The organism is Bradyrhizobium diversitatis, from assembly GCF_016031635.1.
GTDB lineage: Bacteria > Pseudomonadota > Alphaproteobacteria > Rhizobiales > Xanthobacteraceae > Bradyrhizobium > Bradyrhizobium diversitatis.
The window spans coordinates 16241-32222 of record NZ_JACEGD010000021.1; the positions used below are offsets into that span (position 1 = coordinate 16241).

Below are 15982 nucleotides of genomic sequence, written 5' to 3' on the forward strand. Positions count from 1 at the left end.
GCACAATGCAGCCGATCGAGCCGTGTCGCATTGAGCTCACTCAATGCGGCGCACATCAGAAGCCACAAAGGCAGTTGTGGGAGGCCAGCTCCTCCTGTCTGGCAACCCTTCCAGCGTTGATCCACGTCAAGACAAATGGATCGAACTGCGGGCAGGCTTTCGCTGAACTGGGGTACCGCGATGAGAATGCTGTTCGTCGCAGTTACAGGTGCGGCTTGCACCACAACTTCAGCATTTGGTCCGACCGGTCCTGTCGCCGCGCTATGCACGCAAGATATCCAAGGGCCGGAGCAAATAGGGAGCCAAGTTTCCGGGCCAGCCACTGCGGCTCCGGATGCGCCGCCGATGTCTCGACGAACAGTCGATCGGATATGGAAGTCGATTGCCGCAGGTATTGCCGGCAGTATCGCCCATTCGCTGCTGATGTATCTCAAATCTCGCGCAGGGCTGCTTACATCGTTTCAGCCCTACGACAATCTCCAAGCAACGCTCAGTCATTTGGTTGGGAGCGCCGTCGATCCGATGGTGCCGTGGGCGCTATCATTCCTGAACGGTTCCACACTGGTCGGGCTTGTTTTCGGATACTCTTATCAGCGGTTACCCGGCAAGACTGGGGTGACGAAGGGTGCCGTGTTCGGAGTCTTCGGATGGATCATCATGGGGCTGGCGTTCTTCCCGATCATCGGCCTCGGCTTCTTTGCGCTCGATGCAGGGCTCGGCATCTCGCCGGCATTGTTCTCTCTGATGATGCTGCTCAGCTACAGCATCGTCATGGGCACTGTCTACAATGCGCTCTACGCCAAGGACGGAAAGACCGGCAAAGACCGGCTACAGCATTGGTGAGATCGCCGGTACACTTCCCATATTCGAGCGACAGGAGGACAAGGGATTCCTCCAGATCAACCTTGGCCCGCCCGCATATCGAGCTGTCGCCTATGCCGCCACGGCTTCGTAGATATCCTCCTCCTGAGCCGTGTGCATGCGCACCAACGTTTCAATCGCCTCGATGACCCGCTGAGCGTCCCGGACCAGATAGCGATCGATCTTCTCAGACGGAATGTCCTCGACGATCCGAGCGAGCAGCCGGGCGAGGTGCAGGATCTCCCGATGCGCGCGGCTCATGGCAGACAGGCCATGGCGGTCGCGCAGAACCTCGGCAAGCTTTGGATAGACGCTGTCCTCATCCTCGCGCTCGTGCATCACGACGCTAGTCTGAACCAGGCGGTGGGCTTCCCCGATCAACGCCGCGGCGGATTCGGGCGCCACGTCGTCCAGCGCGTCGACGATATCGCGCAGGCAATCGAGATCCCTGAAGAGGGCCTGATGATCGTGATGCAAGGACAAGCCTTGCTCCGTCGTGATGCGCGGGCCGCCCCTGACCAGGGCCGGAGTGAGCGCCCGCAGCGCATTCAGAATGACCGCAACATCGATCACCTCCTGGACGATCGCCGCGGGCACGGGATCGAGCCAGCCAAGAGTGGCGGCGACCATTGCCGCCAGTGACAGCCCCATGCCGACGACAATGCTCTGCACGGCGATACGCCGTGCCCGCTGTGCAATCACGATCGCTTCGCCAACCCGATCGAGCCGGTCCGCCAGAATCACCACGTCCGCGGCCTCGGACGAGGCGCTCGCGCCGCGAGCGCCGAGCGCGACCCCGATGTCGGCCACGGCCAGCGCCGGGGCATCATTGATGCCGTCGCCGACCATGATGGTCGGATGCTGGCGCTGCTCGGTACGAACCGCCTCGACCTTGTCCGAAGGGACGCGGTCGGCCAGCACGGCATCGAGATCGAGCGCCGCACCGATTGCCTGCGCCGCTGCGGCGCGATCGCCGGTGACCATCACCATCCGCACAATGCCGGCATCGCGCAGCAGCCGGATCGCGCGTGGCGTATCGGGACGCAGCTCGTCGGCCAGCAGCAGTGCGCCGATTGGTCGCCCATCAACAGCAATGAATACGATCAACGCCGAACGCCACGAGGCGCGCCGGATGGCGCGCAGTTCCCACGGCGATAGCTCGGCATGCGAGAGAAGCATCTCTCGCGAGCCGGCGGTGACCTGGCGTCCATCGATCAGGCCGCTCAGGCCCGACCCCATGGTCTCCTTGACATGTTCCGGCGGCCTCAGCTTGAGACCGCGATCGACGGCGGCCGCAACGACCGCCTTCGCGAGCACATGATGCGAGGCTTGCTCGAGCGATGCGCCAAGCGTCAGGACATCGTCCGCGTCCTGCCCCGGCGCGACCTCGACGGAGAGCAACCGCGCCCCTCCCACGGTCAGAGTGCCGGTCTTGTCGAGCAGGACGGTGTGCGCGCGCGCCAGCGCCTCCAGCGCCGCTCCGCCCTTGACCAAGATGCCGCGGCGGGCCGCCTGCGCCACGCCGGCGATGAAGGCGACCGGTGCGGCCAGGATCAGTGGACAAGGCGTCGCCGCCACCAACACGGCAAGGCTACGGGTCAGATCGCCGGAGATGCGCCACGCCACGAAGGCCATGACGAGCGTCACCGGCAGAAAGATCAGCGCATATCGGTCGGCCATTCGCACGAAGGGAGCCTTCGCCGTCTGGGCCGCCGTCACCATCCGCACGATGCCGGCGTAGGTGCTCTCGCCCGCGGGCGCGGTCACGGTCAACTCGAAGGTCTCACCCGCATTGAGTGAGCCCGAAAGCACTGCGCTGCCGCGTGTCTTCTCGACCGGAATGGGTTCGCCTGTTACCGCGGACTCGTCGATCGTGGCCGAGACCGAGCCCACGATACCGTCGACAGGCACAATCTCGCCTGCCCGCACCAGGAGCTGTTCGCCGACTGCGACTTCCTCGATCGGCACGTCCCCGATCCGCTCGTCGTTCTTGCGATGAGCGTGCCGCGGTGCCCGATCGACCAGGGATCGCAGGTCGCGCTCCGCCCGCGCGATCGCGATGTCCTCCAGCACATTTCCGCCGGAATACATCAGCGCAACGACGGCGCCGGCAAGCGGCTGGCCCAGTGCCAGCGCCGCACTCATCGACAGCAGCGCAATCGCGTCCACGCCCAGACGGCCGCCCAGCAGGTCCCTGACGATCGAAACCGCCAGTCCGCCGATCACGGGCGCAGTGCCGAGCGCCCATGCGAGATCGGCCAGATCGAGGCGGCCGGCGGCTCGCGCAAGAATACCTGCGGCCAATCCTGCGATTGCAATCGCAACCAGGGTCCATCGCAAGACCCGCTCAAACGACATGGTTTGGTCCCACAGCTAACGGAACGTTACTCTCGCCCGAAACCAGCACCGTTGTTTGAGCAGGATCAACCGCAGCGATGAAGACACACCAATTCGCAAGCGCTCCTTCACAGGGATCATTGCAAGGTTGGCCGCAACTGGCGTATGCGAAGCGATAACGAGAATCCCTGCCACTCACGGACCGCGACATCTCGGGTCCTATCCACTGCGCCCGAACGAAATCCCGTGCGGCGGCAACATTCTCAGCCACGTTCAACGAGATCGCGGGCTTGCGACATCTCTGCGGCCGTCAGATTGAGCGAAATCAAGAGGCCTGGCGGCGGCCTCGTCGATAGTTCCAAGCCGCTGGTCCTTGCATGAGATAACTCGAAGTGGATACCGTGCCGGGATCTCCTGTCGCATCTCCGGCACGCTCGCGGCGGATGCATGCGATGCTGCCGTTCATTGCTGTCGTCGTCGGCCTCCCTTTTCTCGAGCCAGCGGGCGTCGCACTTGATCTATTGCTGCCCGCGGTCACCATGACGTTGATACGAATCCGGCGGGATTGGGCAGCAGTCGCGATCGAAGCACCGCCACAAGCACAAGAACGTGACGCCGTGCAGTACACATGATGGATTTTCTGAAGCCGAGCCTGAGCCCCGACGTCATCGCCATCATCGTTGCACTCGGCATCGGGCTCCTGATCGGTCTCGAGCGAGAACGCCGCAAGGGCGAGGGACCGGGGCGCTCGCCTGCCGGGCTGCGTACCTTTGCCGCGGCATCACTCGCCGGCGCCGTCAGCGTCATGATCGGCGGCAAGGGCCTGCTGGCGCTCGTGACCGCCGGGATCATGGCCATGACCGCGATCGCCTATCTCCGGTCCAGGAGCGACGATCCCGGCCTGACTTCGGAGATCGCACTCATCCTGACGGTTCTGCTTGGCGGACTGGCCACCCAGCGTCCGCTTTTGGCCGCGGGCGTTGCCGTCATTCTGGCCATCCTGCTTGCAGCCCGTGCGGCATTGCACGACTTCGTCCGCAAGGTGCTCAGCGAAGGCGAGGTCAAGGACGGCCTGATCTTTGCCGCCGCCACGCTCGTTGTCCTACCCTTGCTTCCGGATCGGCCGTTGGGCCCCTATGGCGCGCTCAATCCACGCGCGATCTGGATCATCGTCATTCTGGTGATGGCCATCGGCGCCGCCGGGCATGTTGCAATACGCCTGCTCGGCGCAAGAGGCGGTCTTGCTGTCTCAGGCTTCGCCTCGGGCTTTGTCTCGAGCACGGCCACGATCGGAGCGATGGGGGCGCGGGCCCGCAAGGCACCGGAGCTGCTTGGCGCCGCTACCGCCGGCGCAACGCTTTCGACCGTCGCAACGATCGTTCAGCTCGTCGCGGTGCTCGCAGCGACAAATCTCGCGACATTGCAGAGTCTGATGATTCCGCTCCTCTGTGCCGGTGCCGCGGCAAGTCTCTATGGCGCGATCTTCACGGTGAAGGGCATGCGAGAGACGAGCGCCGCCGAGCTCCAGCTCGGACGTGCTTTCAGCCTGCCGTCGGCCTTGTTGCTGGCGCTGACGCTCTCCGGAGTCCTCGTGCTCGCTGCCGGCCTGCGGGACGCGTTTGGGGAAATCGGTCTGCTGGTCAGCGCGGCCGTAGCCGGGCTCGCAGATACGCATTCGCCGGCCGTCGCCACAGCCACCCTCGCCGCCTCGGGAAAGATCAGCTCCGCCGACGCTGCGACTCCGATTCTGGCGGCGCTGTCGACAAATACGCTCAGCAAGATCGTCGTTGGCTGGGTCAGCGGCGGGCGCTCGTTCGCGCTGCGGCTGATCCCCGGCCTGGTGCTGGTCATCGCGGCCGCATGGGCCGGTGCAGTCGGTCCTGATGTCGCTCACCAGATGTTTCAGAGATAGCCGGGAAGAGGCGCAGGTCTGATGCCGAAAGGCGATTTGATGCATGAAGTTGGACTGACAACGGCGACCGCGCATTCGTTGCCGGCGAGCGACATCCTTCGCGCGCTTCAAGTCGAGCCGGAGCAAGGCCTCGCGGAACATGAGGCGACGGAGCGCCGCATCCGCTTCGGGTCGAACGCGATCGCTGCAAGGAAGCGGATCAGCGCCCTGACCATACTTCTTCACCAGCTGCAGACCCCGGTGGTCTACCTGCTGGCGGCAGCCGCTGCGCTCGCCTTCTGGTTCGGCGAGCTCGCGGAAGGCGTGGCGATCGTCGCGGTTCTTGTCCTCAATACCCTCATCGGCTTCCTGACCGAAATCAGGGCAGCGCGATCGATCGAGGCCCTGCGCGCGCTTGGCCGGACATCGGCTCGTGTGCGACGCGACGGTCACACGCGCGTGCTCCCGGCGGCGGATCTCGTACCCGGCGACATGCTCCTCGTCGAGGCAGGCGATGCGATCTCGGCCGACCTGCGCATCGTGGACGCCTCGCGGCTTGCGGCCGACGAGTCGACCCTGACGGGCGAGTCGGTGCCGGTCGACAAGTCGCCCGAGCCGGCCGCCGAAGATGCGCGGATCGCCGAGCGCACATCGATGCTGTTCAAGGGCACGGCCGTGACGCGCGGCAGCGGTCTTGGCGTCGTCGTCGCGACGGGGGCCCGGACCGAACTCGGCCGGATATCCCACCTCGTCGAACAAGCGGAGCCTGAGAGCTCACCGGTTGAACGCAGGCTCGCATGGTTGTCCGGGCAGCTCGTCTGGGCGGTCGGGCTTCTGACCGTCGTGATCGCGGCGGTTGGAATGGCGAAGGGAGAAGATGCTTTCCTGGTTGTGGAATCCTCGATAGCGCTCGCGGTGGCCGCCATTCCCGAGGGCCTGCCGATTGTGGCCACACTCGCGCTCGCCCGCGGGATGTGGCGCATGGCCCGCCAGAATGCGCTGCTGGAGCGGCTCTCCGCGGTCGAGACATTGGGCGCGACCACGGTGATCCTGACCGACAAGACCGGCACGCTCACCGAGAACCGGATGGCCGTGCGGCGGTTGTGGGTCGAATCCGGCGAAGTCGAAAAGGCCGGCGCGGAGGAGCTTGCCGGCGATGCGCTGCTCCAGCGGCTGCTGCATGCAACGGTACTTTGCAACGAGGCCTCGCTTGGCCATGGGGGAGTAGCCCATAGCGGTGATCCCATGGAAGTGGCGCTGCTGCTGGCTGGCCGGGCGGCAGGTTTGAATCGCCGCGAGCTGCTGCGCGGCTTTCCGATCGCGGCCAAGCACGCTTTCGACAACGAAAGCAAGATGATGGCGACCGTGCACCAGCACGGCGACACGTATTTCTATGCCGTGAAGGGTGCACCGGAGCATGTGCTCGCCGCGTGCACCGGCATGCTCACCGAGAACGGCGAGACGACACTGGACGAAGCCGCGCGCCGTCTATGGAGCGGGCGGATTGCCGAGCTCGGACAGCACGGCCTGCGCGTGCTCGCCTGCGCGACCAAACTGGCGACATCCGCAGATGCTCAGCCCTATGGCGAGCTGGTATTCGTGGGCCTCGTCGGCCTGGAAGACCCTGCGCGCGCCGACGTTCCGCAGGCGATCCGCGATTGCCGACAAGCCGGCATCCGCGTCGTCATGGTGACCGGCGATCATGCCGTCACGGCCCGCAGCATAGGCCGTGCGATCGGGCTCGAGGCTGACCATGTGGCGGAAGGCCGCCATGTCGAGCATCTCATCGCAAAGCATCCGCAGGAGCTGAAGCGCGTCGGCATCTTCGCCCGCGTCAGCCCGGCGGAGAAACTTGCGATCGTACGCGCGTATCAGGCGTCCGGCGAAATCGTCGCGATGACCGGGGATGGCGTGAACGATGCACCGGCGTTGAAGCAGGCCGACATCGGCGTGGCCATGGGCCTGCGCGGAACGGACGTCGCGCGCCAGGCGGCGGCGATGATCCTGCTCGACGACGCCTTTCCGACGATCGTCAAGGCGGTTCGGGAAGGCAGAGTCATTTTCGGCAATATCCGTCGGGCCGTCGCTTACCTTCTGTCCTGCAACATCAGCGAGGTCCTGGTTGTTGGGATCGCGATCGCGGCGGCACTGCCCCTGCCGATCCTGCCGCTGCAGATCCTGTACCTGAATCTCGTGACCGACGTATTCCCCGCTTTCGCACTGGCAATGGGCGAGGGAGAACGCGACATTCTCGAGCGGCCGCCGCGCCATCCGAAGGAGCCGATCCTCGGTCGTCGGCAATGGACAACGATCGTGCTGCAGAGCATTCCGCTGGCGGGCGGAACTTTCGCGGCGCTTGGGTTGGCGCTTTCGGCCGGCTGGACCGGCGAGGCAGTGGTCACCACCACATTCCTGACGATCGCATTCGCGCAACTCTGGCACGTCTTCGACATGCGCAGCAGCCGCTCCGGCGTCGTCGCCAACGAGGTCACGCGCAATCCATGGATCTGGGCTGCCGTCGGCCTCTGCGGCGCTCTGCTCGCGGTTCCTCCCTACTGGCCGCTGATGGCGGAGGTCCTGCACGTCACCCCTCCGACGGCGGCAATGTGGGCCGTCATCACGGGCTGCAGCCTGGCGCCATCGCTGCTCATTCAGGTCGGCCGCGCCATCATCGCGCTTGCCAATCGAGGTCGCTAAATCACCGCCGCCTGCAATGTTCTCCGCGAGCACCGCCGCGCGGCACTTTGGATCCGGAGCCACGGGATCGGAATGGAGCGGGTGAAGGGAATCGAACCCTCGTATTCAGCTTGGAAGGCTGCTGCTCTACCATTGAGCTACACCCGCGTCGGTCGATCCCCTAACACGGCCGGGCGGCGGTCTCAACTGCCGAGGGGGTTGCTTTCTCGGCCCTCACGCGCTTCGCGGACCGCCCCGGTTCCTCCGGACCCGCCGCCCTTAACAGCGGCGGCAAGGCTGCCTATATTGATGTTTCCCGAAACCAACGAAAGGAGGTGATCCAGTGTCTTATCTCAAGCGCTGTCACCTCGCTGGGATCGCCCGCTGAGCTTTGACTAAAGGCTTGGCATCGGGGCGCTCTCAGCCCTGGACCAGCGAGCAAGAAATCGGGCGCGACGGGGCCTCCCCGCCGCGCCTTTTCCTTGCGGTTTCTTTGAAACTGGAAGCCGGTCAGCCGGCCCGAAGCCGCTCGCGCGGCGCGACGGCGGCGATCAGCATGCCGAGGCACCGGGCCCACGACTTGCACGGTGCGGCTCGCCGCCAAGCAGCACCGTGAAGAGGCTCGTCGGAAGGCACGGAACGGACCGCTTTGCCCGTCCGGCTCATGATTGCGAGCAGGAACGGCATCGCCGCGATCGACAATTGCAGGACGTTCATATGAACCACCGGTTCGCCGAAAGGCATCAGAAGCCGCCGATGTTGAGCGCGCGCGGCCGTTTGCCGCGCCGGCTTTCCACGATCCGCTCGCCGCCGTTCTCGGCCGAGCTGCCGTAGCGGTGATGGCCGGCCTGGTCGTGCAGGTCGGCCGGCTCGGATTGCCCCGCCCGCCGCGCGTCGCAGATGATCTTGATGGTATGACCCGACATTGCCGCCTCCAGCAAAAAGCTTGTCGTTTGTGGTCCATCAGTCGCGACCAGTTCCGGCGGCGTTCACATGGCAAGGCCGCAATCGGGTTTCGGGACGGTTTCGCCGCTTGCCGGCCACGCAATATTTTGCTTCGGAATTGTCGGCACGGGCTGCCGTGCCACGTCCTTGGGACTTGCGCAGAAAAGAAACGAGGTGACGATGCTCTACGCCATCCTGGCCTATCACGTGGAAGACGAGATCTTGTCCTGGACGCCGGAGCAGGACGCCGCAGTCGTGGCCAAAGTCATCGAGGTTCAGGCGCCCCTCCGGGCAAGCGGACAGTTTGGGCCGGCGGCCCGCCTGGATGAGACCCGAAAGGCCCGCACGTTGCGCGGCCCCGGCGCGGGAATGGTGCTGGACGGGCCGTTTGCCGAGACCAAGGAACAGCTTCTGGGCTTCCACCTGATGCAATGCGCCACCGAGGATGAGGCAATCGCGGCGGCGCGGAAGCTGCGTGCGGTCAATCCGACGGCGGTCTACGAAATCCGGCCGGTCAAGCTTTACGTGCCGGCCGATGGGTTCGGGGCGACAGAGGGGTGAGTCCTACGCGCCCGGCTCGGTTCGCTTGGGAAGGAAGCGCTGGATCACGATGCCGCCGAAAGCGATGAACCACAGGAAGGGCGCGACCCGCGGCGCGAACGCCGCAACGATCGTGCCCGGAATGAACATCAGCAGCGGAAACAGCGAGGCCACCATTTCGCTGCGCCAGCCGCCCAGGATCGTCCACCACAGCCAGGCGTTGAGGCCCGCGATCGCGGTCAAATGCAAGCCGTAGAGCACGGCGACGGCGCTGCTCATGCCGTAATTGGTGTAGAGGCCGTTGGTGACCGGCAGCAGCACGATCGAGAGCAGAAAGAACAGGTTGAGGATCACGTCGCCGCGGCTGCCGACCGGCTGGCGCGCCAGCCGCCGGTGATGGCTGATCCAGAACACGCCGGCGATGATGAAGCTGAGCGCAAAGCCTATCAGCTTGCCCGAATAGACCCGGGCAAGATCGTTCCAGTCCGGCGCGCTGGTGAACACAGCGGCCTTGGGCAGATCATAGGCGAGAAGCGTCATGCCGACACCGAAAATGGTGTTGCTGAGCGATTCCAGCCGTCGCATCTCGAACTGGTCGGGCTTGAGCTCGGTCATGTCGGGCATGGGGTGCACTGGAACTGGGGGCCGTCTTCCCCTAAATCCTAAACTCGTCCCCGTCCAGCTGCATTGCGATTCGCGCCGGGATCGCCGACTCTCATCCTTTCACCGGGGCGATTCGTGGCGACATATCTGGACACGCTCAATGCGGAGCAGCGCCGCGCCGTCGAGCATGGCGTGGCCGAGGGCTCGACCGTGGGCGGCCCCCTGCTCGTCATCGCCGGCGCGGGCTCCGGCAAGACCAACACGCTGGCCCACCGCGTCGCGCATCTGATCGCCGCAGGCAGCGATCCCCGCCGCATCCTGCTGATGACGTTTTCGCGCCGCGCGGCAGCCGAGATGGCCGGCCGCGTCGAGCGCATCGCCCGAAAGGTGCTGGGCGAGACCAACGCCGCGATCATGCGCGATGCCCTGACCTGGGCCGGCACCTTCCACGGCATCGGTGCGCGGCTCTTGCGCGAATATGCCGAGCGGATCGGCGTCGATCCCGCCTTCACCATCCATGACCGCGAGGACTCTGCCGACCTGATGAACCTGGTGCGGCACGAGCGCGGACTGTCGAAGACCGCGAGCCGCTTCCCCGCCAAGGGCACCTGCCTCTCGATCTACTCCCGCTGCGTCAACGCCGAGATGGAGATCGAGAAGGTGCTGGGGGTGCACTATCCCTGGTGCAGCGGCTGGGCGGCCGAGCTGAAGGGCCTGTTCGCCGCTTACGTCGAGGCCAAGCAGGCCCAGCACGTGCTCGATTACGACGACCTGTTGCTCTACTGGTCGCAGATGATGAGCGATCCGCTGATCGCGGAAGAGATCGGCGGTCGCTTCGACCACGTGCTGGTCGACGAATATCAGGACACCAACCGCCTGCAATCCTCGATCCTGCTGGCGCTCAAGCCCGACGGGCGCGGCCTCACCGTGGTCGGCGACGACGCGCAGTCGATCTATTCGTTCCGGGCCGCCACCGTGCGCAACATCCTGGAGTTTCCGCAAAGCTTCTCGCCGCGCGCGGAGATGATCACGCTCGACCGCAATTACCGCTCGACGCAGGCGGTGCTGTCGGCCGCGAACGGCGTCATCGGTCTCGCCCGCGAGCGTTTCATAAAAAACCTCTGGACCGAGCGCACCTCCGGCCAGAAGCCGCAGCTCGTCACTGTGCACGACGAAGCCGACCAGGCGCGCTACATCGTCGAGGCGGTGCTGGCGAACCGCGAGCAAGGCATGCTGCTCAAGCACCAGGCGGTGCTGTTCCGGACGTCCTCGCATTCGGGCCCGCTGGAGATCGAGCTGACCCGCCGCAACATCCCCTTCGTCAAGTTCGGCGGCCTGAAATTCCTCGACGCCGCACATGTCAAGGACGTGCTGGCGCTGCTGCGCTTCGCCGAAAATCCGCGCGACCGCGTCGCCGGCTTCCGCATCCTGCATCTCTTGCCCGGCATTGGACCTGCGACCGCGCAGCGCGTGCTCGACCAGATGGCGGAGAGCACCGACCCGCTTGCCGCGCTCGGCCGGCTACCGGGGCCGGCGCGCACGGGCGAGGACTGGACCGACTTCGTCCGTACGGTCGAAAACTTGCGCTATTCGGAATGGCCGGTCGATCTCGAACGGGTGCGGCTCTGGTACGAGCCGCATCTCGATCGCATCCACGAGGATTCCGAGACGCGCCGCGCCGATCTGATGCAGCTCGAGCAGATCGCGAGCAGCTATGCCTCGCGCGAAAAATTCCTGACCGAGCTGACGCTCGATCCGCCGGATGCGACCAGCGACAAATCCGGACCGCCCCTGCGCGACGAAGACTATCTGATCCTCTCCACCATCCACTCTGCCAAGGGCCAGGAGTGGAAATCGGTGTTCGTGCTCAACGTCGTCGACGGCTGCATGCCGTCCGATCTCGGCGCCGGCACCAGCGCCGAGATCGAGGAGGAGCGCCGCCTGCTCTATGTCGCGATGACCCGCGCCAAGGACGATCTCCACCTCGTCGTTCCCCAGCGCTTCTTCGTCCACGGCCAGGCCGCCAAGGGCGACCGCCACGTCTACGCCTCGCGCACCCGCTTCATCCCGGAGCAGCTGGTCCATCTGTTCGAGCGCACCGCCTGGCCGAAGGCCGCCGCACGTGCGGCCCGTACCGCGGCGCAGGGGCCGAAGATCGATATCGGCGCGAAGATGCGCGGGATGTGGCGGTAGACACAAGAGGCTGGTCTCGGGATCTGTCAGGATAACTGGAACAACCGAGGTCCGATATGAAAGCCGTTGTCGTCGAGCAATACGCACCGATTGATCAAATCGAGCTGAAGGAAATTTATCCGCCCGTCATGGAGCCGGGACAGTTGCGCATCCGGGTGGAGGCGGCGGGAATTGGCTTTGTCGACGGCTTGAAGATCGAGGGACGCTACCAGACCAAGGATCCCCTGCCCTTCATTCCCGGGACCGAGTTCGCAGGCGTGGTGCAGGAAGCTCCCGGCAGGCCGGGCGGCTATCAACCCGGCATGCGCGTGATGGGCATGACCCGTTCGGGCGCGCTTGCCGAAGAGATCGTCGTCTATCCCGAAGCGATCTATCCGTTGCCCGACGGCGTTGCGGCCGAGGTCGCCGCCTCGTTTCGCGCCAACTATCTGACCGCTCTCTATGCCCTGAGCGCCCGCGCCATGCTGGTCCCAGGCGAGCAGCTTCTGGTGTTGGGGGCGTCCGGCGGCACCGGGACCGCGGCGGTGCAGATCGGCAAACTGCTCGGCGCGCGGGTAATCGCAGCGGCATCGACACCGGAGAAGCGCGAATTCGCGCAGGCGCGCGGCGCCGACGCGGTGGTCGATTATACGCAAGCCGGCTGGCGCGACACGCTGAAAGAATTGACCGGAGGACATGGCGCCGACGTGATCTTCGATCCTGTCGGCGGCGAGATCTCGGTGCAGGCATTTCGATCCATCGCCTGGCGCGGACGCCATCTCGTGGTCGGCTTTGCCGCAGGCTCCATTCCCGCGCTGCCGTTCAATCTGCCGCTTCTGAAAGGCGGCGCCTTGCTCGGTGTCGATCTCGCGCAGATTCCCGTGCGCGAGCCCGACGTGCAGAAGCGCCTGATGTCGGAGCTGACGAGCTGGCTCGCCGACGGCAAGCTGAAGCCTATGGTCGGTCGCGTCTTCGCGCTGGAGGATTTTTGCGAGGCGTTCAAGGCGATGCAGACGCGCTCTGCGATCGGCAAGATGGTAGTTCGCATCTCGGGATAGGACCTACAAACGGAAACCGAGCATTTCCGAAAGCCACCTTGTGGGCTCGCCGTCGTCCATTAGGTCTTATCGTTCCTCCACAGAGACCTGAATGATGACCGCACCGCTCGAATTCGGACTGGATACCTTTGGCGACGTCACAACAGATGCGTCCGGCGCCATGATCACGCATGCGCAGGTGACCCGCAACGTCGTCGACGAGGCGGTGCTGGCCGACGAGCTCGGGCTCGACTTCATCGGGCTCGGCGAGCACCACCGCGCCGATTTCGCGATCTCCTCGCCGGAGACCGTGCTGGCCGCGATCGCATCCCGCACCAGGCGCATCCATCTCGGCTCCGCCGTGACGGTGCTGTCTTCGGACGACCCCATCCGCGTGTTCCAGCGCTTTGCCACGCTGGATGCGCTATCGAATGGTCGCGCCGAGGTGATCCTCGGCCGCGGCTCGTTCACGGAATCCTTTCCGCTGTTCGGCTTCGACCTGCGCGAGTATGAAGAGCTGTTCGAGCAGAAGCTCGATTTGTTCGCCGCGCTCTTGTCGCAACAGCCGGTGACCTGGGAAGGCAAGCTGCGTCCGCCGCTGCGGGATCAGCTGGTCTATCCGCCGGTCGAGAACGGCACGCTCAAAACCTGGATCGGCGTCGGCGGCAGCCCGCAATCGGTGGTGCGCGCTGCGCATTACGATCTGCCTTTGATGCTGGCGATCATCGGCGGCGATCCCGCGCGCTTTGCGCCTTACGTCGATCTCTATCACCGCGCCTTCAGGGAGTTCGGCCGCCCGTCCAAGCCGATCGGCGTGCATTCGCCGGGCTACGTCGCCGAGACCGATGCGCAAGCGCGCGAGGAGTTGTGGCCCGACTACAAGGCCATGCGCGACCGCATCGGCAAGGAGCGCGGCTGGCCGCCGATGGGGCGCGACGAGTCCCGAGCGGCCAGCGCTTGTAATAGGCTTCCACGTCCGCAGGCGTCCAAGCTGCGAAGCCGGCGTTGCGGCGGCGCTTTGGGGGCTTCACGTCCGCGGTCGGATCGCGCCGCACATGCCCGCGTGCCTTGGCCCATTGGAATAGCCCGCGCATCGTGTCGAGGAAGTTGCGAGCTGCGGAAGGCGTGTCCGCGCGTCGGTCGAGCCCGGCCACAATGTCTTCGCTCCCGACCGCGCCGAACGGCTCATCGCCTGATGCCTTGAGGACGTGCAGCATGATGTTCTCGCGCTGCTTTCGCGTTGCCGCAGATAGCACCTTCCAAGGATCAGTCTTACGATAGGCGTCCCAAAGCCAGCGGAGCGTGCCGGCGGTCGCCTGTCCGCGCTGCGGCAGCTTGCCTTGAATGGCGAGCTCGTACTGCCTATTGAACTCGTCCGAGCCATATTCGGCGCGCAGCCGGAAGCGCGGGCCTTGGCCCTTGCGCACGTACCAGACATGCGTGCCGTGCCGATTCCGCTCGCGGTGGAGGTGGGGTTTCCTGGGTCTGGGCATGGCGGCGATCAAAGAACGATCCTCCGCTTGGGCGCAACTTCCTTTTCTTCGTGTTCCCGAGATTTCGGCGGAAGCGGGTCGATCGTGATTGTGCCGTCCGGCATGATCCGGACCCGGCCCGCGTTGCATTGCTGCGCCGCGCGGATTGCGCGGGCGACATCAGCTTGCGTCACACGGGCAGGTGTACGGCTCATGCGCCATCCTTCGACGTCAATGCGCATGAGCCGTATTCGATGAAGCCTGTGGCATTCTCGACGCGCTCGTATGTCTTGAGGTAGCAGGGATCGCTCAGGCCATAGGGGTTGATCTCGATCAGCAAGAATTTGCCATCGCGCTGTACCCAAAGGTCGAACACGACCGTATCGATGGGTAGGGCTGGTCGAACGTGATCAGCAAACCAACGGTCTATTTGCTGGCGCAACTCCTTGCCGCCATCTGCAGGGCCGCTCCACGGGTTGCGATAATCGTAGTTGGTGACGGCGATCAGCTTCCCGCCCTTGACGAAGCAGCGGTATTCGTCGCGCGGGTTGAGGCCGTACACCCACTCCCGCAAGCAAATGTAGGCGGGATGCTCGGGAATGTGTCGGAAGCGGCAAAGGTCGTCCAGGGCTCGCTCGGAGCCCATCAGCATCGACATCGCCTCTTTGCCGCTGATGGTAGCAGCCACCTCATACGGCCACGTAGAGTCCTTGGGGGACCGGCTGTTGAGCCGAACGAAGCGGCGCTTCCACCCAATCTTAGCGTCCAACTCCGCGGCAAACGCCTGCACGTCGGGGTGCGGCTCGTTCCCCTTCATGTCGTACATAGGCTCAATCAATTCGGTCGGGAGGCGAACGATCTCCGTTGGCATTGATAGTGCGGCCAAATCAGCCGGCCAGCGATCAATCAACGTAGGGCCGATGCGCTCGAACCAGCGCATGGAGACATCCCGCATCTCCAGCTCGGTCGGCATGCGCAGCTCAGGTATCTTGAGCGTCATTTTTCACACCGTCACTTGTTTGAGGTCACTGATCACGAGACGCTGGCAGCGAAGGCCATTGCGATTTGCTTCGCATCGTCCATGCTCTTTGCCTCAAAGCCCACCGGCAGGCTCTCACAAGCGCAGTCGCCATCCTTGACGGCGTCACCAATGCCGAATCCGTGGATGGCCCGATGCGACCAGCCGTACCATTTCTGGTCCTTGTGGCTGAAACCGATGCTGCACACGCTTGATTGCTCGGTGCGGGGCTCGGGAAGGATGCCCTTGTCGGCAAGGAAGTCAGCCGTCTCCTTGTCGCCGACGTAGACGCCGTGGGCATTGTAGACGGCGTCCATCTCCACTGGGTCGTTGCCTTCCATCGACCAGATCTCGCGACGGTAACTCATGCCGTTGCGGGCCTCGGTCGAAAGGGTTTGTGTCTGAATGCTCATGCTAGTTCTCCTGTGTT

At 64.8% G+C, this 15982-nt stretch carries 15 protein-coding genes and 1 tRNA gene; 8 read left to right on the forward strand and 8 right to left on the reverse strand.

Annotation, left to right across the window (positions count from 1 at the left end; translation table 11 throughout):
• The first annotated feature begins 180 nt into the window (after window positions 1-180).
• Entirely contained in the window at window positions 181-843 is a 663-nt protein-coding gene (locus H1B27_RS22955) for a DUF6789 family protein (RefSeq protein ID WP_246515620.1), read from the forward strand.
• A gap of 90 nt (window positions 844-933) precedes the next feature.
• Here H1B27_RS22955 and H1B27_RS22960 read toward each other — a convergent pair whose 3' ends face one another.
• The gene (locus tag H1B27_RS22960) at window positions 934-3219 is read right to left on the reverse strand and encodes a heavy metal translocating P-type ATPase (RefSeq protein WP_197967617.1); all 2286 of its coding nucleotides are present in this window, start codon (window positions 3217-3219) and stop codon (window positions 934-936) included.
• A 431-nt stretch (window positions 3220-3650) separates the two neighbouring features.
• On the opposite strand from H1B27_RS22960, the gene H1B27_RS22965 reads away from it, so the two are divergent.
• From H1B27_RS22965 to H1B27_RS22975, 3 genes are read left to right on the forward strand one after another with little or no spacing between them, the layout of a single operon-like run.
• Window positions 3651-3830, forward strand: a complete 180-nt coding sequence (locus tag H1B27_RS22965) for a hypothetical protein (protein ID WP_197967618.1) — start codon at window positions 3651-3653, stop codon at window positions 3828-3830.
• A complete protein-coding gene (locus H1B27_RS22970; protein ID WP_197967619.1) occupies window positions 3827-5110 on the forward strand; it encodes an MgtC/SapB family protein in 1284 nt (427 codons plus the stop codon). Before H1B27_RS22965 ends, H1B27_RS22970 begins: the two co-directional genes overlap by 4 nt.
• Window positions 5111-5131: 21 nt before the next feature.
• Window positions 5132-7786, forward strand: a complete 2655-nt coding sequence (locus H1B27_RS22975) for a cation-translocating P-type ATPase (protein WP_246515622.1) — start codon at window positions 5132-5134, stop codon at window positions 7784-7786.
• 73 nt (window positions 7787-7859) lie between these two features.
• Here H1B27_RS22975 and H1B27_RS22980 read toward each other — a convergent pair.
• From H1B27_RS22980 to H1B27_RS22990, 3 genes are all read right to left on the reverse strand, one after another.
• A tRNA-Gly gene (locus H1B27_RS22980) sits at window positions 7860-7933 on the reverse strand.
• Between the two features lie 342 nt (window positions 7934-8275).
• Window positions 8276-8509, reverse strand: a complete 234-nt coding sequence (locus H1B27_RS22985) for a hypothetical protein (RefSeq protein ID WP_311976973.1) — start codon at window positions 8507-8509, stop codon at window positions 8276-8278.
• Entirely contained in the window at window positions 8509-8691 is a 183-nt protein-coding gene (locus H1B27_RS22990) for a hypothetical protein (protein ID WP_197967620.1), read from the reverse strand. The genes H1B27_RS22985 and H1B27_RS22990 overlap by 1 nt, the downstream gene beginning before the upstream one ends.
• Before the next feature lie 199 nt (window positions 8692-8890).
• Here H1B27_RS22990 and H1B27_RS22995 point away from each other — a divergent pair, with 199 nt between their 5' ends.
• Window positions 8891-9271 carry a YciI family protein gene (locus tag H1B27_RS22995; RefSeq protein ID WP_061880604.1) on the forward strand — a complete coding sequence of 127 codons (381 nt, stop codon included), beginning with the start codon at window positions 8891-8893 and terminating at the stop codon, window positions 9269-9271.
• A 3-nt stretch (window positions 9272-9274) separates the two neighbouring features.
• On the opposite strand, the gene H1B27_RS23000 is transcribed toward H1B27_RS22995, so the two are convergent.
• Window positions 9275-9865, reverse strand: coding sequence for a TMEM175 family protein (locus H1B27_RS23000; protein ID WP_131871370.1), 591 nt, complete (start codon window positions 9863-9865; stop codon window positions 9275-9277).
• Between the two features lie 123 nt (window positions 9866-9988).
• Between H1B27_RS23000 and H1B27_RS23005 the strand changes: the two genes are divergently transcribed.
• From H1B27_RS23005 to H1B27_RS23015, 3 genes are all read left to right on the forward strand, one after another.
• Complete coding sequence (locus tag H1B27_RS23005; RefSeq protein WP_197967621.1) at window positions 9989-12046, forward strand: ATP-dependent helicase; 2058 nt, start codon at window positions 9989-9991, stop codon at window positions 12044-12046.
• Between the two features lie 56 nt (window positions 12047-12102).
• Window positions 12103-13083: an NADPH:quinone oxidoreductase family protein gene (locus H1B27_RS23010; protein WP_061880595.1), complete on the forward strand. Its 981-nt coding sequence runs from the start codon at window positions 12103-12105 to the stop codon at window positions 13081-13083.
• A gap of 94 nt (window positions 13084-13177) precedes the next feature.
• Window positions 13178-14266 carry an LLM class flavin-dependent oxidoreductase gene (locus tag H1B27_RS23015; RefSeq protein ID WP_246515640.1) on the forward strand — a complete coding sequence of 363 codons (1089 nt, stop codon included), beginning with the start codon at window positions 13178-13180 and terminating at the stop codon, window positions 14264-14266.
• Between the two features lie 297 nt (window positions 14267-14563).
• On the opposite strand, the gene H1B27_RS23020 is transcribed toward H1B27_RS23015, so the two are convergent.
• From H1B27_RS23020 to H1B27_RS23030, 3 genes are read right to left on the reverse strand one after another with little or no spacing between them, the layout of a single operon-like run.
• A complete protein-coding gene (locus tag H1B27_RS23020; protein WP_197967622.1) occupies window positions 14564-14749 on the reverse strand; it encodes a hypothetical protein in 186 nt (61 codons plus the stop codon).
• Window positions 14746-15534: an ATP-grasp domain-containing protein gene (locus tag H1B27_RS23025; protein WP_197967623.1), complete on the reverse strand. Its 789-nt coding sequence runs from the start codon at window positions 15532-15534 to the stop codon at window positions 14746-14748. The genes H1B27_RS23020 and H1B27_RS23025 overlap by 4 nt, the downstream gene beginning before the upstream one ends.
• A gap of 32 nt (window positions 15535-15566) precedes the next feature.
• On the reverse strand, window positions 15567-15965 hold the full coding sequence (locus H1B27_RS23030) for a hypothetical protein (RefSeq protein WP_197967624.1): 399 nt from the start codon (window positions 15963-15965) through the stop codon (window positions 15567-15569).
• Between the last annotated feature and the right edge of the window lie 17 nt (window positions 15966-15982).